The 17776-nt window shown below is 48.8% G+C and carries 17 protein-coding genes and 1 tRNA gene; 6 read left to right on the forward strand and 12 right to left on the reverse strand.

Annotated elements, in window-relative coordinates; all coding sequences use genetic code 11:
* Positions 1-56: 56 nt before the first annotated feature.
* The 4 genes from HMPREF2952_RS06030 to ccoG form a co-directional block, all read right to left on the reverse strand.
* Positions 57-132 (reverse strand) — tRNA-Gly (locus tag HMPREF2952_RS06030).
* A 95-nt stretch (positions 133-227) separates the two neighbouring features.
* Positions 228-788: a CDP-diacylglycerol--glycerol-3-phosphate 3-phosphatidyltransferase gene (pgsA, locus tag HMPREF2952_RS06035; protein ID WP_003679552.1), complete on the reverse strand. Its 561-nt coding sequence runs from the start codon at positions 786-788 to the stop codon at positions 228-230.
* Between the two features lie 676 nt (positions 789-1464).
* Entirely contained in the window at positions 1465-2031 is a 567-nt protein-coding gene (locus HMPREF2952_RS06045; protein ID WP_039862483.1) for a FixH family protein, read from the reverse strand.
* A gap of 3 nt (positions 2032-2034) precedes the next feature.
* Positions 2035-3519, reverse strand: coding sequence for a cytochrome c oxidase accessory protein CcoG (ccoG, locus tag HMPREF2952_RS06050; RefSeq protein WP_004520803.1), 1485 nt, complete (start codon positions 3517-3519; stop codon positions 2035-2037).
* A gap of 444 nt (positions 3520-3963) precedes the next feature.
* On the opposite strand from ccoG, the gene tkt reads away from it, so the two are divergent.
* The gene (gene tkt / locus HMPREF2952_RS06055; protein ID WP_039862482.1) at positions 3964-5943 is read left to right on the forward strand and encodes a transketolase; all 1980 of its coding nucleotides are present in this window, start codon (positions 3964-3966) and stop codon (positions 5941-5943) included.
* A gap of 66 nt (positions 5944-6009) precedes the next feature.
* Here the strand turns inward: tkt and clpA are convergent, their stop codons facing one another.
* Together clpA and clpS are read right to left on the reverse strand one after the other, a co-directional pair.
* Positions 6010-8289 carry an ATP-dependent Clp protease ATP-binding subunit ClpA gene (gene clpA / locus HMPREF2952_RS06060; RefSeq protein WP_004520800.1) on the reverse strand — a complete coding sequence of 760 codons (2280 nt, stop codon included), beginning with the start codon at positions 8287-8289 and terminating at the stop codon, positions 6010-6012.
* 3 nt (positions 8290-8292) lie between these two features.
* Positions 8293-8604, reverse strand: coding sequence for an ATP-dependent Clp protease adapter ClpS (gene clpS, locus HMPREF2952_RS06065; protein ID WP_004520799.1), 312 nt, complete (start codon positions 8602-8604; stop codon positions 8293-8295).
* 257 nt (positions 8605-8861) lie between these two features.
* Here clpS and HMPREF2952_RS06070 point away from each other — a divergent pair, with 257 nt between their 5' ends.
* The 4 genes from HMPREF2952_RS06070 (at position 8862) to HMPREF2952_RS06085 (ending at position 10399) form a co-directional block, all read left to right on the forward strand.
* Positions 8862-9065 (forward strand): cold-shock protein, encoded by a 204-nt coding sequence (locus tag HMPREF2952_RS06070; RefSeq protein WP_003682902.1) that lies wholly within the window; start codon positions 8862-8864, stop codon positions 9063-9065.
* Between the two features lie 75 nt (positions 9066-9140).
* On the forward strand, positions 9141-9356 hold the full coding sequence (locus tag HMPREF2952_RS06075) for a hypothetical protein (RefSeq protein WP_003679564.1): 216 nt from the start codon (positions 9141-9143) through the stop codon (positions 9354-9356).
* Between the two features lie 84 nt (positions 9357-9440).
* Positions 9441-9887 (forward strand): SsrA-binding protein SmpB, encoded by a 447-nt coding sequence (smpB, locus tag HMPREF2952_RS06080; RefSeq protein WP_003679566.1) that lies wholly within the window; start codon positions 9441-9443, stop codon positions 9885-9887.
* A gap of 71 nt (positions 9888-9958) precedes the next feature.
* On the forward strand, positions 9959-10399 hold the full coding sequence (locus tag HMPREF2952_RS06085; RefSeq protein ID WP_004520797.1) for a hypothetical protein: 441 nt from the start codon (positions 9959-9961) through the stop codon (positions 10397-10399).
* A gap of 72 nt (positions 10400-10471) precedes the next feature.
* On the opposite strand, the gene HMPREF2952_RS06090 is transcribed toward HMPREF2952_RS06085, so the two are convergent.
* The 6 genes from HMPREF2952_RS06090 to potA all read right to left on the reverse strand — a co-directional run bounded on the left by HMPREF2952_RS06090 (position 10472) and on the right by potA (position 16623).
* Positions 10472-10957 carry a DUF4189 domain-containing protein gene (locus HMPREF2952_RS06090; RefSeq protein WP_004520796.1) on the reverse strand — a complete coding sequence of 162 codons (486 nt, stop codon included), beginning with the start codon at positions 10955-10957 and terminating at the stop codon, positions 10472-10474.
* Between the two features lie 170 nt (positions 10958-11127).
* A complete protein-coding gene (gene trxB / locus HMPREF2952_RS06095; RefSeq protein WP_004520795.1) occupies positions 11128-12078 on the reverse strand; it encodes a thioredoxin-disulfide reductase in 951 nt (316 codons plus the stop codon).
* Between the two features lie 108 nt (positions 12079-12186).
* The gene (locus tag HMPREF2952_RS06100; RefSeq protein ID WP_049335898.1) at positions 12187-13482 is read right to left on the reverse strand and encodes an NAD(P)/FAD-dependent oxidoreductase; all 1296 of its coding nucleotides are present in this window, start codon (positions 13480-13482) and stop codon (positions 12187-12189) included.
* Between the two features lie 148 nt (positions 13483-13630).
* Positions 13631-14518: an ABC transporter permease subunit gene (locus tag HMPREF2952_RS06105; protein ID WP_003679574.1), complete on the reverse strand. Its 888-nt coding sequence runs from the start codon at positions 14516-14518 to the stop codon at positions 13631-13633.
* Positions 14518-15483, reverse strand: coding sequence for an ABC transporter permease subunit (locus tag HMPREF2952_RS06110; protein ID WP_049335897.1), 966 nt, complete (start codon positions 15481-15483; stop codon positions 14518-14520). The genes HMPREF2952_RS06105 and HMPREF2952_RS06110 overlap by 1 nt, the downstream gene beginning before the upstream one ends.
* A 15-nt stretch (positions 15484-15498) precedes the next feature.
* Complete coding sequence (gene potA / locus HMPREF2952_RS06115; protein WP_049335895.1) at positions 15499-16623, reverse strand: ABC transporter ATP-binding protein; 1125 nt, start codon at positions 16621-16623, stop codon at positions 15499-15501.
* A gap of 476 nt (positions 16624-17099) precedes the next feature.
* On the opposite strand from potA, the gene radC reads away from it, so the two are divergent.
* Positions 17100-17774, forward strand: coding sequence for a RadC family protein (gene radC / locus HMPREF2952_RS06120; protein ID WP_039862480.1), 675 nt, complete (start codon positions 17100-17102; stop codon positions 17772-17774).
* Positions 17775-17776 lie beyond the last annotated feature (2 nt).

Here is a 17776-nt window from a genome sequence, read left to right on the forward strand (position 1 = left end):
AGGTTGCGCTCTACCAACTGAGCTATTCCCGCATTTGAGTGCATCTGAAATTAAACTGGAGCGGGAAACGAGTCTCGAACTCGCGACCTCAACCTTGGCAAGGTTGCGCTCTACCAACTGAGCTATTCCCGCTCTGATAGTTTGTTGCTTCGTATATCGAAGAAGACGCAATTATTATGGATTTAATCGCGTGCGTCAAGTATTTTGTTTTTATTTTTTTTAAAAATTTATTTGAATTCTTTCCATGCCATTTTCAGGTAGTAGCACATGGACCAGATGGTCAATACAGATGCTATAAACATCAATATGTTACCAATGAGATAGAAAGGATCGTTATATTTGTCTGTGCCGATAAGCAAAAGGAAGATGGCGATCATTTGGGCGGTGGTTTTGAATTTGCCGATAGTGGCCACTGCAACGCTGCCGCGTTTGCCCATTTGTGCCATCCATTCGCGCAAGGCGGAAATGGTGATTTCCCGGCCGATAATAATCATGGCGAAGATGGCGTATGTTCTGCCAAGGCTGACGAGCAGGAGCAGGGCAACGGCAACCATGAGCTTGTCGGCAACGGGGTCGAGGAATGCACCGAAGTCGGAGGTTTGTTTCCAGCGGCGTGCTAAAAAGCCGTCGAACCAGTCTGTAATAGCTGCAAGTGCAAAGATGATAGCGGCTGTCCAGTTGACGGTTTGTGGTTGAATCCATGTGTTCGGTAAATAGAATAGGATGGTGAACACGGGGATTAATAGGACGCGCATCCAGGTAAGTAAAATAGGTATGTTCCAAGGCATGGTTTGGGATCTTTTGGATGATGTGTCGGGTTGTTCATTATAGCTTATTTGTTCACTCTGCTTTTTGAAGTGTTGTTTTTTTGCCGACAAGTATCTTGGGCATAGATTTTTGTCGTGTGGGTTGTGAAGAAAATCTGCTAAGGCCGTCTGAAAAATAGGCTGTTGCGGGGTGTAAATGTTTTTGGGTAGAAAAGTAGCTGCGAAATAGTGAGCAATAAGGTCTGCCTGCTGTTCGATATTTAATTGGTTGATGTGGGGTAAGGGGATAGGGTAGGCGTAAGCTTTGCGTTTTCTGTATCCGCCTTTGAGCATGATGAATAGGCCGGAAAGCCAAACTTTGTGACCGCGCTGGTGTTGCCAGACATGTGTCAGCTCATGAATCAGCCAGATTTTGTAGGCGATGCCGGCTTGAGTGAAATCATCAGGGCAGTGTTTACGAGGAAAGTATATGTTTCCATTGGGCGCAATGGCGGTATTGGCGTTGGGTATAAGTGGAATGCCGCGATATATTTTGATGTGGTGGAAGTCTATGCTGTCCGCAAAAACTTGTTTTGCCATACGGACTTCATTTTCGGTCAGTCTGCGCCAATCGGAAAAAATCATATTTGGAAGGGAATATAAGAGGGTATGAAGATTTCAGGCCGTCTGAAAGGTTTCAGACGGCCTGGGTCGGGATTTATTGTTCTGTTGAAGCGGCTTGTTTGCCGTTGTCGAACAATTTGTCCATAGGCGTCAGATTGACTGCATTGCCTTGGCTGACTATCCATTTGTTTTCAACACGCCATACGCCTGAGGCATCTTCAACGCGTAAGTACCAATGATTGGTTGGGCGTAAAGGTTTAAAGACGGCTTCGTATTCCATGCGGCCGTTTTGTGGTTCGGCTGTTACGGCGCGCAGCTTGACGGTTTGGTCATCGGCTTTGCGCGTCGGGTGCATCAACAATAGGTTTAATGGCTGTTTGGTATCGAATTGTCCGCTGACGAATACTTTGGCGGCATTCATATCCGGACTGATTAAGACCTGCACTTGAATTTGCCGTTTAACGGCTTCTTCATCACGGTGAAGTTGGATTTCGATGTGTTTGCCGTCTTTGTAGTAATCGTCAGACACCAAGTCTGTCGTGTGTTCTTTTGCGACGAAGAACATGGAAACGCTGGCGATAACGACGAAGATGGGGCCTGCCATCAGCACCCAGGGCCAAATATGTTTGTACCAAGGTTTGATTTTGGGTTGTGGGGACACCGTTTATTCTCCGATAAAGGTTGCTTTTTCTTCTAAAGTAGTCGGTTTGGAGTCGGCAGAGCCGGTCTCGCGATAGATAAAGGTAAATTCAATCGGATGGCTGCCTTTGTCGGCGTATTCGGGAATGGTAGATACCTGTACTGGGATGGTAACGGTTTCCCGCGGCGCAATTTTAATACCGTTTTCAGGCAGGCCGGTCAGCGCGATTTCGTCAAAGCCTTTGACGGTTGCGGTCATCAGTTGTTCGTTTTCACTATTGTTGATAATACGCAGGTTATAGGCATTTTCCAACCAGCCTTGGCTGTTTTCGCGAACCATGACACCACGGTCTTTCAGGATATCGACTTCGACCATTTTTCGGGTGGAAATGCCGACCAGGAAGGCGATGATGACCACCAGGAGTACTGCGCCATAACCAGCTACGCGCGGACGTTTCAAGCGTTTTTTGATGTCGCTTTCAGGGTATTCGTGTTCCAACGCGCCTTCGGTTGTATAACGGATCAAGCCGCGCTCGTAGCCCATTTTGTCCATGATTTCGTCGCAGGCATCGATACACGCCGCGCAGCCGATACATTGGTATTGCAAACCGTCGCGGATGTCGATACCGACGGGGCAGACTTGCACGCACATGGTGCAGTTGATGCAGTCGCCCAAGCCGCTGTCTTCTTTGTTGGCGGTTTTCTTGCGTGCGCCGCGCGGTTCGCCGCGTTCGGTATCGTAAGAAATAATCAGCGTGTCTTTGTCAAACATTGCACTTTGGAAACGTGCATACGGACACATATGCAGACACACTTTTTCGCGCATGATGTGGGCGAAGAAGAAAGTCATGAATCCGTAAAATGCTGCGGCAAACATTGCGCCGCCGCCTGCTGCTCCGGTGAATAAATCGGGAACAAATTGGCGGATCGGGATAAACCAGCCTGCAAAAGTGATACCTGTCCATGCGCAGACAAGGAAAATCAGCAGGTATTTGGTGGCCTTAATGCGAATTTTAGTAAAGTTCCAAGGCGATTTTTCCAGTTTTAGGCGTTTGTTTCTATCGCCTTCGACCAAGTTGTCAATCCACAGCATAATTTCGGTGTAAACCGTTTGCGGGCATGAATAGCCGCACCACAAACGACCGGCAATGGTTGTCCACCAAAACAATCCGAATGCGCAAATCATCAGCAGTAAGGCAAGGTAAATCAAATCGCCCATACCCAGCGACAGTCCGAAAATGAAGAAATGACGGTCAGGGATATTGAATAAAACCGCCTGACGGCCGCTCCAGTTGAACCATGGAATAACGTAAAATACAAACTGGGTCGCCAATACTGCGGCGATACGCAGTTTGGCAAAGCGTCCTTCCGCCTTTTTAGGATGGATGCGTTCGCCTTCAGGATGGATTTGAATCACGCTGGATTTAGGTTTGGAAGGTTTGGGCGGAGTGGCTTTTGCTGTTTTTTCTGTTGAGGGTGTGGTATTTTCAGCTTGGTTTTCTGGTGACATTTCAGTGTTCCTTGATGAAGTGCACACAAGCCTGTTGTCATGGTAGTAGTTTGATGTGGATATTTTCAGACGGCCTTTCGCGTGCATACAAATCATAACATTTGACTCTATTCAAAGCAAAAGAGGGACTTCGTATTAACGATGGATTCCTTGCGGCCGTTTGATGTAGGGCTGTCTGAAAAGGGCAGTATTCAAAGGTTTATGGTTCGGCATGTGTGCAAACTTATAGTGATTTGCTATTTACACGATAAAAATATATAAAGCACTGTTTCAAAACGAAATAACAGTTAATATCATCTGTCCCGTCCGTTTCGGGTAACCGAGTGGAAACAGGCCGTCTGACAAAGCGAATATCAAAAGCTATCCTTGAAAGCACGGCTGATTCAGGCGATAATCGGTACACCTTTTTTCATATTTCCAATCTTGTCCAAGGAAGGTCAAACCATGTCTCAACTGGCAAACGCAATCCGTTTCCTCTCAGTCGATGCCGTACAAAAAGCCAACTCAGGCCACCCGGGTGCGCCTATGGGTATGGCGGAAATGGCAGAAGTGTTGTGGACGAAGTTCCTCAATCATAATCCGGCCAACCCGAAATTCTACAACCGCGACCGTTTTGTCCTCTCCAATGGTCATGCTTCCATGATTCTTTACAGCCTGTTGCACCTGACCGGCTACAACGTTTCTATTGATGATCTGAAAAATTTCCGCCAACTGCACAGTAAAACCCCCGGCCATCCTGAATATGGCTACACCGACGGCGTGGAAACCACGACCGGTCCATTGGGACAAGGTATTGCCAACGCAGTGGGCATGGCTTTAGCCGAAAAAATCTTGGCTGCCGAATTTAATAAAGACGGTTTGAACATCGTTGACCACCACACCTACGTCTTCATGGGCGACGGTTGTATGATGGAAGGCGTATCGCACGAAGCCTGCTCGCTTGCCGGCACTTTAGGTTTGGGCAAACTGATTGTTTTATATGATGACAACAATATTTCCATTGACGGTAAAGTGGACGGTTGGTTTACCGAAAACATCCCGCAACGTTTTGAAAGCTACGGCTGGCAGGTGATTCCAAATGTAAACGGTCATGATACCGATGCCATTCAGACGGCCATTGAAGCCGCCCGCGCCGAAACCGGCAAACCTTCCCTGATTTGCTGCAAAACCTTAATCGGTAAAGGCAGTGCTAACAAAGAAGGCAGCCACAAAACCCACGGTGCGCCTTTGGGTGCGGACGAGATCGAAGCCACGCGCAAACATTTGGGTTGGGCTTATCCTGCGTTTGAAATCCCTCAAGAGATCTATGCTGCATGGGATGCAAAAGAAAAAGGCGCGAAACTTGAGGCCGAATGGAACGAACTCTTCGCTCAATATCAAGCCAAATATCCTGCCGAAGCCGCAGAATTTGTGCGTCGCATGGATAAAAAACTGCCTGAAAACTTCGATGCTTACGTTCAAGCCGCATTGAAAGAAGTGTGCGCCAAAGCAGAAACCATCGCCACCCGTAAAGCCAGCCAAAACAGCATCGAAATCTTGGCAAAAGAGCTGCCTGAATTGGTGGGCGGTTCTGCAGACTTGACCCCGTCCAACCTGACTGACTGGTCAAACAGCGTTTCCGTTACCCGCGAACACGGCGGCAACTATATTCACTACGGCGTTCGCGAGTTCGGCATGGGCGCAATCATGAACGGCCTTACCCTGCATGGCGGTGTTAAACCATTCGGCGCGACTTTCCTGATGTTCAGCGAATACGAGCGTAATGCTTTGCGTATGGCGTCGCTGATGAAAATCAACCCTGTATTTGTGTTCACTCACGATTCCATTGGTTTGGGCGAAGATGGTCCTACCCACCAACCTATCGAGCAAACTGCCACTCTGCGCCTAATTCCAAATATGGATGTATGGCGTCCATGCGATACCGTTGAATCTTTGGTGGCGTGGGCTGAAGCCGTTAAAGCTGCCGATCATCCGTCCAGCTTGATTTTCAGCCGTCAAAACCTGAAATTCCAAGCGCGTGATGAACAACAGCTGAACGACATCAAACGCGGTGGCTACGTCATCAGTGAAGCTCAAGGCAATGCACAAGCTGTTGTAATTGCTACCGGTTCTGAAGTTGAATTGGCTCTGGAAGCGCAAAAAGTATTGGCAGAACAAGGTATTGCCGTACGCGTTGTTTCCATGCCTTCTACCAATGTATTCGACCGTCAAGATGCCGCCTATAAAGCCGCTGTTCTGCCGGAAGGTTTGCCACGCGTAGCCATAGAAGCCGGACATGCCGACGGTTGGTATAAATACGTCGGTTTGAACGGCGCCGTGGTCGGTATCAACCGCTTCGGCGAGTCTGCACCTGCTGATTTGCTGTTCAAAGAATTCGGCTTTACCGTAGACAATGTGGTTGCCACTGTTAAATCTGTTTTGTAAATCAGATTTTTGATTGGGATAAAAAGGCCGTCTGAAATTTCAGACGGCCTTTTATTTTTCAGTCGGTTAAACAGTTTCTGTTTCAGGTTTGACCTTGCTTTTCTTAAACTTCAACACGGCTTTTTCTTTTGCTGCATCCCAGTCTATCAGCACAAAGCCACCTTCGGTGAGTTTGCCGAACAGAAGTTCGTCGGCGAGCGGTTTGCGGATTTTTTCCTGGATCAGGCGGTTCATCGGGCGTGCGCCCATTTGCGGGTCGAAACCTTTTTCCGCCAGATATTTGCGCAATGCCGGTGTGAATTCGGCTTCGACTTTTTTGTCGAGGAGCTGGTGTTCGAGCTGGAGCAGGAATTTGTCCACGACTTTGACGATAATGGGTTCGGACAAGGGCGCAAATGGGATAATCGCGTCCAAGCGGTTGCGGAACTCGGGCGTGAAGAGTTTGTTGATTGCCTGCATTTCGTCGCCGCGCTCGCGTTTGGCGGTAAAGCCGAGGTTGGGTCGGCTGAGGCTTTCCGCGCCTGCGTTGGTGGTCATAATCAGGATGACGTTGCGGAAGTCGGCACTCTTGCCGTTGTTGTCGGTCAGTTTGCCTGCGTCCATGACTTGCAGGAGGACGTTGAAAATGTCGGGGTGGGCTTTTTCGATTTCGTCCAAGAGCAACACGCAATGCGGCTGCTTGTTGACGGCTTCGGTCAAAAGGCCGCCTTGTTCAAAGCCGACGTAGCCTGGTGGTGCGCCGATGAGGCGCGATACGGCGTGGCGTTCCATGTATTCGGACATATCAAAGCGTTGCAGCGGTACGCCCATCGAGTAGGCAAGCTGTTTGGCGACTTCGGTTTTGCCGACGCCGGTTGGGCCGGAGAAGAGGAAACTGCCTATCGGTTTGTCGGGCAGGGCGAGGCCAGAGCGCGACATTTTGACGGCGGCAACCAGCGCGTCAATGGCGTTTTCCTGACCGTAAACCATGTTTTTCAAATCACGGCCGAGGAATTGCAACACTTGTTTGTCGTCGTGCGACACGGTTTTTTCGGGAATCCGCGCAACTTTGGCGATGACGGTTTCGATTTGCGCTTTGCCGATGACTTTTTTCTGTTTGGATTTGGGCAAAATCCGTTGCGCCGCGCCTGCTTCATCCATTACGTCGATGGCTTTGTCGGGCAGGAAACGTTCGTTGATGTAGCGGGCGGAAAGTTCGGCTGCGGCTTCAAGTGCGCCTTGCGTATAGCGGACTTGGTGGAAATCTTCAAACATCGGTTTCAAGCCGCGCAGGATTTGTACGGTTTCGGAAATGGTAGGCTCGACCACGTCAATTTTTTGGAAACGGCGGCTTAAGGCGTGGTCTTTGTCGAAAATGGTACGGTATTCGTCATAAGTGGTCGCACCGATGCAGCGCAGCGAGCCTTTTGCCAGCGCAGGTTTGAGCAGGTTAGACGCATCCATTGTGCCACCGCTGGTGCTGCCCGCGCCGATGATGGTGTGGATTTCGTCGATGAATAAAATGGCGTGCGGGATTTTTTCGAGCTGTTTCAAGACGGATTTGACCCGTGCTTCAAAGTCGCCGCGGTATTTCGTGCCCGCCAAAAGCGAACCCATATCCAGTGCGTATACTTCGGCTTCTTTCAGCACGTCGGGAATATCGCCGTTGACGATTTGGTGTGCTAAGCCTTCCGCCAGCGCGGTTTTGCCCACACCAGCCTCGCCGACCAAAAGCGGATTGTTTTTGCGGCGGCGGCACAGGATTTGTACCAGCCTTTCCATTTCGTGTTTGCGACCAATCAAAGGGTCGATACGGCCGGCTTTGACTTCGGCGTTGAGGTTGACGGTGTAGTCGGAAAGAGAGCCGGTTTTCTGTTCCGCTTCTTCGCCCTCGCGTCCCAGGCCGTCTGAATCATTGCAGTCTTCGTCATCAGGCGAGCCATGGGCAATGCAACGCAAGACTTCAAAGCGTGTAATGGATTGCAATTTGAGGAAATAAACGGCATGGCTTTCAGATTCGCTCATCATGGCAACCAAAATATCCAAAGGCTCTACTGCGGCTTTGCCGGCAGACTGGGTATGCACCATTGCCCGTTGGATGACGCGTTGGAAGCCCAATGTCGGCTGGGTTTCGACCGTATCCAGAAGATGATCGGGAATTTGCGGTGTATTTTCTGCAACGCTGGCCGCAAGCTGCTCGGACAGGACTTTCAAATCCGCACCACACAGTTTCAAGACGTTCGGCACAGCCGCATCTTCTTCTATCAACACCAAAAGCAGGTGTTCCAAGCTGATAAACTCATAACGGGCGTTGCGTGCTTCACGGTAGAGCAGTTGCAGGATGTGTTCCAATTCGGGTGAAAGCATGATTTAAACCTCTTCGACTATACATTTGAGCGGATGCCCTTCAGCTTTGGCACGTTCCATGACCTGATGTTGCTTGGTCTGCGCAATATCGCGCGTGTAGGTGCCGCACAGGCCTTTGCCTTCGTGGTGCACCAGCAACATGACGGCCACTGCCTGTTCCTGTGTAAGCATAAAGACTTCGGTCAGGATTTCGACGACAAATTCCATGGTGGTGTAATCGTCGTTCAATAAAAATACGCCGTAACGTTTCGGCGGCTGTGTGTTGATATCGCTGAGCAGGGTATCGGATTGGTGGTCGGTATTCGGATGGTTCATAAGCTTAGGTTTCAGTTTTCAGACGGCCTGTTTTAGAGTGTAAACAGTTTTCTGTTGTATTTCGGCAATTTTTTTCTATTTTCCCACTTTTTTGAAAACATAGCTTGACGTTTTGTCTTAACAAATGTAAAAAGACGGTTAAGCAGAAGTTGGCACTCGACCGCGTATGTGATACGTGGGAGAAACGCTGAACGTTTTAGTTTGCTGTATGCCTTGTTTTGCTGATTTTGTTAATTTTTAAGTATAGGAAGTTTCTAATGGCAACCGGTATCGTAAAATGGTTTAACGACGCTAAAGGTTTTGGTTTCATCACTCCTGATGAAGGTGGCGAAGATTTGTTCGCTCACTTCTCAGCGATCAACATGGATGGTTTCAAAACCCTGAAAGAAGGTCAACGCGTATCTTTCGACGTAACCACCGGCCCTAAAGGCAAACAAGCTGCTAACATTCAAGCTGCTTAATCAAATGCGCGGCGTAAGCCGTAAAATCATGGCGGGGTTTCCCGCCATTTTTTATGGGCGTTCGAGTTAAAAATTATGAATCAAAATTCATCTTATCAAAATGCTTTAAACCAGTTAGACGAGCTTATCCGTCATTTTCGTAGCGAAGGCGAGGTCAGCTGCGCCGTTGCCGAGCGTGAAGACCAAATCTTAATCCGCCTTGCCGATTTGAAACTGGATTTGCGCCCTGAAGATGAAAAAGCGATTGCTGATATCGACCGTTTTTACCGCCGCCATGTTTTAAGCGAATAAACGTTTCAAAACCGTTTGCCGTTTTATTTTTTAAGCATGCCTGATAAAATAGGCCGTCTGAAAAGTTTGTAAAGAATCAGCACAATGAGTATTGCCAATAATAAAAAAGCCTTTCACGATTTCTTTATCGAAGACCAAATCGAAGCCGGTATAGTATTGGAGGGATGGGAAGTCAAAGCCATCCGCGCTGCACGCGTGCAATTAAAAGAAAGCTATATCTACTGGAAAAAAGACGCATTCTATTTGGTGGGCTGCCACATTACCGCATTGCCCACTGCCTCGACACACGTCAAACCCGACCCTGTCCGTCCGCGTAAGTTGTTGTTGAAACAATCGGAAATCAACAAGTTAATCGGTAAAACCGAACGTGCCGGTTATACGATTGTGCCCTTAAACCTGCATTACACACGTGGTAGAATCAAAGTGGAAATCGGTTTGGCCAAGGGTAAGAAACAGCATGACAAACGCCAAAGCCTGAAAGAAGCGGATTGGAAGCGTGAGAAACAACGTTTGATGAAAAACGTACGTTGATTTTTTCAGACGGCCTTTTTGTAAAGGCCGTCTGAATATTTATTGTTTGAAAATTTTAAAAAGGAAAACAGATGAAAACCATGATTTTAGCAGCGGCTTCAGCCGTATTGTTGCTGGGCGCGTGTTCTACTACGGAACAAAGAGTATTGAAACCTGAAGAGCTGACCAGCATCAAACATGTCTGCATCATTCAGAATGCAAAAGTGCGTCCGCATGATTTGGACAAGGCTTTGTCCAAAGCTTTGGCAAAACGCGGCATTGGCAGCACGATTGTAACCGCAGACAACCGTGGCAAACTGTATGATTCTTCTTGCCCGTATAATCTGCGTTACAAAACCAAAGGCAATGACGAAATCTTGCGTAAAGGCGTATTTGTGTTGCGAAGCACGAAGTATGCGGTTTCTACTGTCAGCTACTCTTTAAATGATGAAAACCACTTCCGAACCAACCCTGATTTGGTGAAACAGGCTGAAGGCGTTGTGGCCAAATTGTTGGAAAAAAACAGCAAATAAAAGCCAGAATAAAAAACCGGCTTGCCGTGATATGGAGAATATCGGGCAAGCCGGTTTTATTTTCAGACGGCCTTAAATGGATTTGATTTTTTCCCAAAGGGTTTTGACTGTACCTTGATAGTAGGTTTCGGAAGTGCAATAGACTGTTTCTAAAGCACATTGTCCTTGTGAGCCGTATTTTTTGATACATTGGTTCAAGGCAATTTGATGCACGGTTTTGAAACGTGGGGAGGTAATGGCTACCACGTTTTGAGCAGTCAATTTGCCCATGGCTTTAGGATAGGCAACAGCGATACAGGTGTTGTGCAGAGGGACAACCGTTTTGCAGCCTGTTGCTTGGCCTGCACCGATGCCGGCTAAGGCATCTTGGCCTTTGCAGAATGTTTCGAGTTCGGCTGTCGCATCCAGTTGGGTGGCATTTTCTTTGGTGGTTTTGATTTGCAGCGCTTCATCGCTGTTGGCTGGGTTTTGCCACATGGCCAGGTAGCCGTAAGTATCGGCAGCCAGGGCGGCAGGAGTCAGTGCGCAAAGGATAAGTGTCATTAGTGTTTTTTTCATGTTCGTTCCCTGTTTGTTGGGTATTTGTCGTTATTATAAAGCAAAAGTACTTATTTGATATAAATTTGCTTTTAAAATGAATATTTAGTGTGGCAGATAGATTATAGGCCGTCTGAAATTTCAGACGGCCTTTTGATTATGTTTTAAAGAATAGGGCGTAGCTTAGAGGTTTATACACCGTGGCGGTCGAGCCAACGTTCGGCATCAAGCGCGGCTTGGCAGCCGGAAGCGGCGCTGGTGATGGCTTGACGGTAGGTATGGTCTTTGACGTCGCCTGCCGCCCATACGCCTTCGATATTGGTTGCGCCGACATTGTCACCGGTACCGCCTTTGGTTTTCAGGTAGCCGGTTTCATCCATATCGAGTTGACCTTTGAAGATATCGGTGTTGGGTTTGTGGCCGATGGCGATGAAAACGCCTTTTACAGCGATTTCTTCAGTACTGCCGTCATTGTGTTTCAGGCGTGCACCGGTAACGCCGCTTTCGTCGCCCAAGATTTCATCAACCGAGCTGTTGAGCTTGAGGATGATTTTGCCTTCTTCGACGCGTTGCATCAGTTTGTCCACCATGATTTTTTCGGCACGGAAGCTATCGCGGCGGTGAATCAGGGTAACGGTGTTGGCGATATTGGCAAGGTAGAGTGCTTCTCCCACAGCGGTATTGCCACCGCCGACTACGGCAACATCTTGTTTTTTGTAGAAGAAACCATCGCAAGTCGCACAGGCGGAAACGCCTTTTCCGGCAAAGGTTTCTTCGCTTGGCAAACCTAAATATTTGGCGGATGCGCCGGTGGCAACGATGAGTGCATCGCAAGTGTATTCGCCCATATCGCCTTTGAGGGTAAACGGACGGTTTTGCAAATCAACGGTGTGGATTTGGTCAAAAATCATTTCAGTACCGAAGCGTTCGGCATGAGCTTGGAAACGAGCCATCAGTTCCGGACCTTGTACGCCTTCGGCATCGGCAGGCCAGTTGTCCACTTCGGTGGTGGTCATCAGTTGTCCGCCTTGCTCAACGCCGGTAATGATTACAGGGTTGAGGTTGGCACGGGCAGCATACACGGCGGCAGTATAGCCGGCAGGGCCGGAGCCGAGGATGATGAGTTTATGATGGTTGCTCATGATGGTTTCCTTGCTGATAAATGATTGAATTTTGTCGTATCTAAGCTTTCAGATGGCCTGAATTTTACTTGAATCTGCCGCCGTCTGAAATATGTTTGTTGCTTGGATTTAGTGGCTGTCTTTCCATTGATAGTATTTTGAGCCGAGGAAAGAGCCGAGTTTGCGCAGGAAAGGCTGGGTAATGATGTTGCTGTGGCGCAGTTGCTCAAAAGGTTTCAGACGGCCCTCATCTCCCATGATGGCCTCGGCAATTGCCAAGCCGGCAATGCCGGTAATCGCCATGCCGTGTCCGGAATAGCCTTGGGCGTAGAAAACGGTAGGGGCGAGGCGGCCGAAATGTGGGACGAGGTTGCGCGTAATGTCGCATTCGCCTCCCCAAGAATGCTCGATTCTGACATCGGCAAGTTGCGGGAAAACTTTCAACATGTCTTGGCGGACGAGTTCGGTCATGCGGTCTGGATCGTCGATAAACTCGTTGTCTTTGCCGCCGAAGAGCAGGCGGCCGTCGGCGCTGAGGCGGTAGTAATCGAGGACGTGGCGGTTGTCGCAGATGGCCATATTGTTACGGATCAGGTCTTTGGCACGCTCACCCAGAGGCTCGGTGGCAATGATAAAGGTGCTGACTGCAATGGCTTTTTGTTCCAATACTTTGAATTTCGGGTGTAAACCGGCATAAGTATTGACGGCATAAACGAGGTTTTTGCACTCGACGCTGCCATTAGGTGTATGAACCAGCCAGCCGTTATTGCATGGCTCGATACGCGTCATCGGGGATTGCTCAAAAAGTTGTGCGCCTGCATCGGCTGCCGCTTTGGCAATGCCTAGGGTGTAATTAAGCGGGTGCAAGTGACCGGATAAAGGATCAAATTGCGCGCCTTGATACATATCGCTGGCAAGTTGTTGCTTCAGCGTGGCTTTATCCCAAAGCTGGTAATGGCTTGCACCATAATGTTTTTGAGCGTGTTCGTGCCATTGCTGCAATTCTTCCCAATGCTGAGGACGGACGGCGACGGTAGCGTAGCCGCGTTGCCAATCGCATTGGATATTGTGTTTTTGAATGCGCGAGTCAACCAGTTCGACGGCTTGCAGGGATTGCTGCCAGAACCATTGTGCCTGTTCCAAGCCGACTTGTTTTTCGATTTCTTCCATGCCGCAGGCAAAGTCACTGATGACTTGTCCGCCGCTGCGACCTGATGCGCCGAAACCGATACGAGCGGCTTCAAGTACGATGACTTCATGGCCGTTTTCGGCAAGCGGTAGGGCGGTGCATAAGCCGGATAGGCCACCGCCGATAACGCAGGTTTCAGTTTTCAGACGGCCTTCAAGCGTCGGATAAGATGGATGGGGATTGGCCGTGCTGACATAGTAGGAAGGAAGGTATTCCTTGAAGCTGGGATTGATCATGATTTGAGCTTTAGGTTGGTTTTTACTTCATTGAAATTGGTTTTCAGACGGCCTTAAATGTGGGTTTAGGTTCAGGCCGTCTGAAAGGATAAGATGCAGTTAATAAAACAGGCTGTTCCGACACTTTATCGGACAGCCTGTCTGCATATTAGGCGGCTTTCTCGGCTGCCAATTTTTCTTGGCGGTAGGCTTCGGCAGCCTCGCGTTCCCGTTTGGTTGCCTGACGCATCATCCAGTAGTTAACAACAATAACCAGCGTACCGATGATACCGATCAGGATGGTTGCCAAAACGTTCATCTGAGGGTCAAGGCCGAGTTTGATTTTGGAGAAAATCACTTGCGGCAATGTCGATGAACCCGGGCCTGATAGGAAGGAGGTAATCACCAAGTCGTCCAAAGACAGGGTAATGCCCAAGAGGAAGCCTGAAGCAATCGCAGGGGCAATCAGCGGCAGGGTAATCACGAAGAAAATCTTCAGCGGACGGGCACCCAAGTCCATTGCAGCCTCTTCCAAGGATTGATCCAATTCCACCAGGCGCGAGCGGATAACGACGGTAATGTACGCCATGCAAAGTGTGGTGTGACCGAGGAAGATGGTGAAGAAACCGCGATCGAAGTATAGCGATTGCAGCAATTCGCTGCCTTGCAGGAACATTTGCACCTGAATAATCAACAGCAGCATGGACAAACCGGTAATCACATCAGGCATCACCATAGGCGCGGAAATCATACCGGCAAACAGGGTGCTGCCGCGGAAGCGCTTGATACGCGCCATAGCGTAACCAGCTAATGTGCCGAGTGCTACGGCGGCAAGTGAGGAAACAATGGCGATACGCAATGACAGCCAAGCTGCTTCCAAGATGGTGTCGTTTTCCATCAATGCGCCGTACCATTTGGTTGAGAAACCGCCCCAAACGGTAACCAGTTTGGATTCATTGAAAGAATAGATGACTAAAACTACCAGCGGAATATAGAGGAATGCCAGCGAGAGCAGGAGCATCAGTTTCAAGAACCAGGATAATTTGGTTTTCTGCATTATTTGCCTCCTTCTTCCAATTCGCGGTTTTCATAGTGCTGGAACAGGGCAATCGGTACAACCAGCAGGGCAACCATGACGACGGCGACAGCAGAAGCCAGCGGCCAGTTGTTTTGGTCGAAGAATGCCTGCCACAATACTTTACCAATCATCAGGTTTTCAGAACCGCCCACCAATTCAGGAATCACAAATTCACCGACGGCCGGAACGAAGACCAGCATAGAGCCTGCGATGATGCCTGTTTTGGATAAAGGCAGGGTAATGGTAAAGAACGATTTGATCGGACCTGCGCCCAAGTCGGAAGCGGCTTCGAGCAGGCGGTTGTCCAGTTTTACCAATTGTGTGTACAGCGGCAAAATCATAAACGGCAGATAGGCGTAAACCATCACCAAATTCAGCGAGAACGCATTGTAGAACAAGTCTAAAGGCTCGCTGATGATTCCATATTTGATTAAGAAATTATTGATGATGCCGTTGTGACCCAATAAGCCCATCCATGCGTAAACACGCAACAGGAAAGAGGTCCAGAAAGGTAGCATGATTGCCAACAGCAGGCCGTTGCGCGCAGCCGGATTGGCGCGTGAAATGGCATAAGCGGTCGGATAACCAATCAACAGGCAGATGATGGTCGTCGTCAGCGCGGTCTTAATCGAAGACCAGTAGGTCATCAGATAGATATTGCTGTTTTCACTGTCGCCAAACGGATTGAGCGTATTCCAAAAGTTTTGGAAGATGTCGGCGTAGTTCTGATAGCTGATGGCAATGTTCAGACGGCCTAAGTCTTCATCAATCGTCGTCAAAGGCGTAAATGGCGGAATGGCGATTTCTTGTTCGGCAAAGCTGATTTTCAAGACGATGGCGAACGGAATCAGAAACAGCACCAAGAGCCAAATATACGGTACGGCAATAACTGCACGCTGGCCGGGGCGGCGAAACAGTTTCTTTTTCAGTTTTTTAAGGTCCATTGCATTTCCCTCAAATTAACTGTACAGAGGTGTCGGTTGGTTTTCAGGCCAGCTGATATAGACGGTCTCGTCCCAAGTCGGCGGCGTAATGTTGCGCACATACCAATAAGGTGCGGGAACTTGGCTTTTGACGACACGGCCGTTGGCGAGTTTGATGTGGTAAATTGCGAAGCTGCCCAAGTAGGCAATTTCTTTAACCGTACCTTGGGCCCAGTTGTGCGCGCCCAAGTGTTCCGGTTTTTCTTTATGCAAATCAATGTCTTCAGGGCGGATGCTGATCCAGATTTCATGCTCGTTCGGAACGCCCAGACCGTGGTCGATGCGGACGTGGTTTTCCAAGCCGTCACATTTGACGATAGAGAAATCGGCGCGGTCGTCAATAACGACGCCGTCAAAAATATTGGTTTCGCCGATAAATTCAGCGGTAAAGCGACTGTTAGGGTAATCGTACACGTCGCTAGGCGTACCGACTTGGCGCAGTTGGCCGTCGGACATAATGGCGATACGGGTAGCCATCGTCATCGCTTCTTCTTGGTCGTGGGTAACCATGATACAGGTTACGCCGACTTGTTCCAGCGTGTTGACCAATTCCAGTTGGGTTTGTTGGCGCAGTTTTTTATCGAGTGCGCCCAAAGGTTCGTCAAGCAGCAGGATTTTAGGACGTTTCGCCAGGCTGCGTGCCAAAGCGATACGTTGTTGTTGGCCGCCGGAAAGTTGGTGCGGCTTGCGTTTGGCGTATTTGGTCATTTGCACCAGGCGCAGCATTTCTTCCACGCGGGCATCGATTTCGCCTTTAGGCATTTTGTCTTGTTTCAGACCGAAAGCGATATTTTGCTCAACGCTCATGTGCGGGAACAGGGCATAGCTTTGGAACATCATGTTGATTGGGCGCTCGTACGGAGCAAGCTTGGTAATGTCTTGGCCGTCGAGAATGATTTTGCCCTGATTTGGGCTTTCCATGCCTGCCAACATGCGCAGCAGCGTAGATTTGCCACTGCCTGAGCTGCCCAAAAGGGCAAAGATTTCATGTTGGTAAATGTCCAAGTCGATGTTATCGACAGCGTAATTGTCACCAAACTTTTTCACCAAGCCTTGGATTTGCAGATAAGGTTTGGCTGAAGACGCAGTGGTTGCGGTCATAATGGCAATACTCCAAAAAGAAAGACGAGTACCGGCAAAACGGATTTTCGAATGGGTGATAAAAAGCTGTTTGATTGCTGGCGGGAGCCGGACGGAGGCCGTCTGAAACTCTTGTAAAGCGCACGGGCAGCGTGGATAGAAAGCAGTTTAAGCCTAAGCTTTTGCTCTCGGCAAACTCGATATTATATTAGCCTAAGCCTCATAGGGGCAATATGAAATTGCTTGTATCGGCTGATTTGAAACAAATATGAAAGGAAAGGCAGGCAGGGGAACAGGATAGCGAAAATGGGTAACGTTGTTTTTCTGCACAAAGTGGCTTAATTGTTATTTATATGTCTTAAATAATTATTCAAAATAGAATAAAATACGCAAATTGCATTTATTTGCTAAAACCATAATGGATCACGTTTTATATCGGGAGAGGCGGGTTTGCTCAAAATTGAAACTAAATCCGCTATATAAATAAAAGGGAAAACATGAGTATCAAAGAATGGCCTGAAGGGGAACGGCCGCGCGAGAAGCTCTTGGCGCATGGTGCGGCGGCGTTGAGTGATGCGGAGTTGCTGGCGATTTTGTTGCGTGTCGGAACGCGCGGTATGAGCGCGGTCGATTTGGCTCGTTATTTGTTGAGCGAGTTTGGCAGTTTGGGGAAGCTGATGAGTGCGGATGCCAAAACACTCGCTGCTTATAAGGGCATGGGCTTGGCGAGCTATACTCAATTTGCAGTGGTCAAAGAAATCGGGCGGCGGATTTTGGGTGAGGATTTGCAGGAGCAGATGGTTCTGTCAAACCCGAAATCGGTTGCGGATTATCTGCGCCTGCATCTTGGGCATGAAAAAATCGAGGTCAGCGTTGCTTTGCTTCTCAACCGTCAAAATCAATTGATTGCGGTACGGGAATTGTCGCGTGGTACGGTGGCGGAAAACACGGTTTATATCCGTGAAATCGTCAAATTGGCATTGGATGAATACGCCGACAGTTTGATTTTGGCACACAATCATCCGGGTGGTTCGGGAAGGCCGTCTGAATCTGATGTGCAGTTTACAGAGCGTTTGAAACAGGCTTTAAGTTTGGTCGATATTACGCTGTTGGACCATTTTATCGTGACGGCAAAAGAAACCTGCTCTTTGCGCGAACAGGGCTATATGTAAGG

The organism is Neisseria sp. HMSC068C12, assembly GCF_001814095.1.
GTDB classification, from domain to species: domain Bacteria; phylum Pseudomonadota; class Gammaproteobacteria; order Burkholderiales; family Neisseriaceae; genus Neisseria; species Neisseria perflava.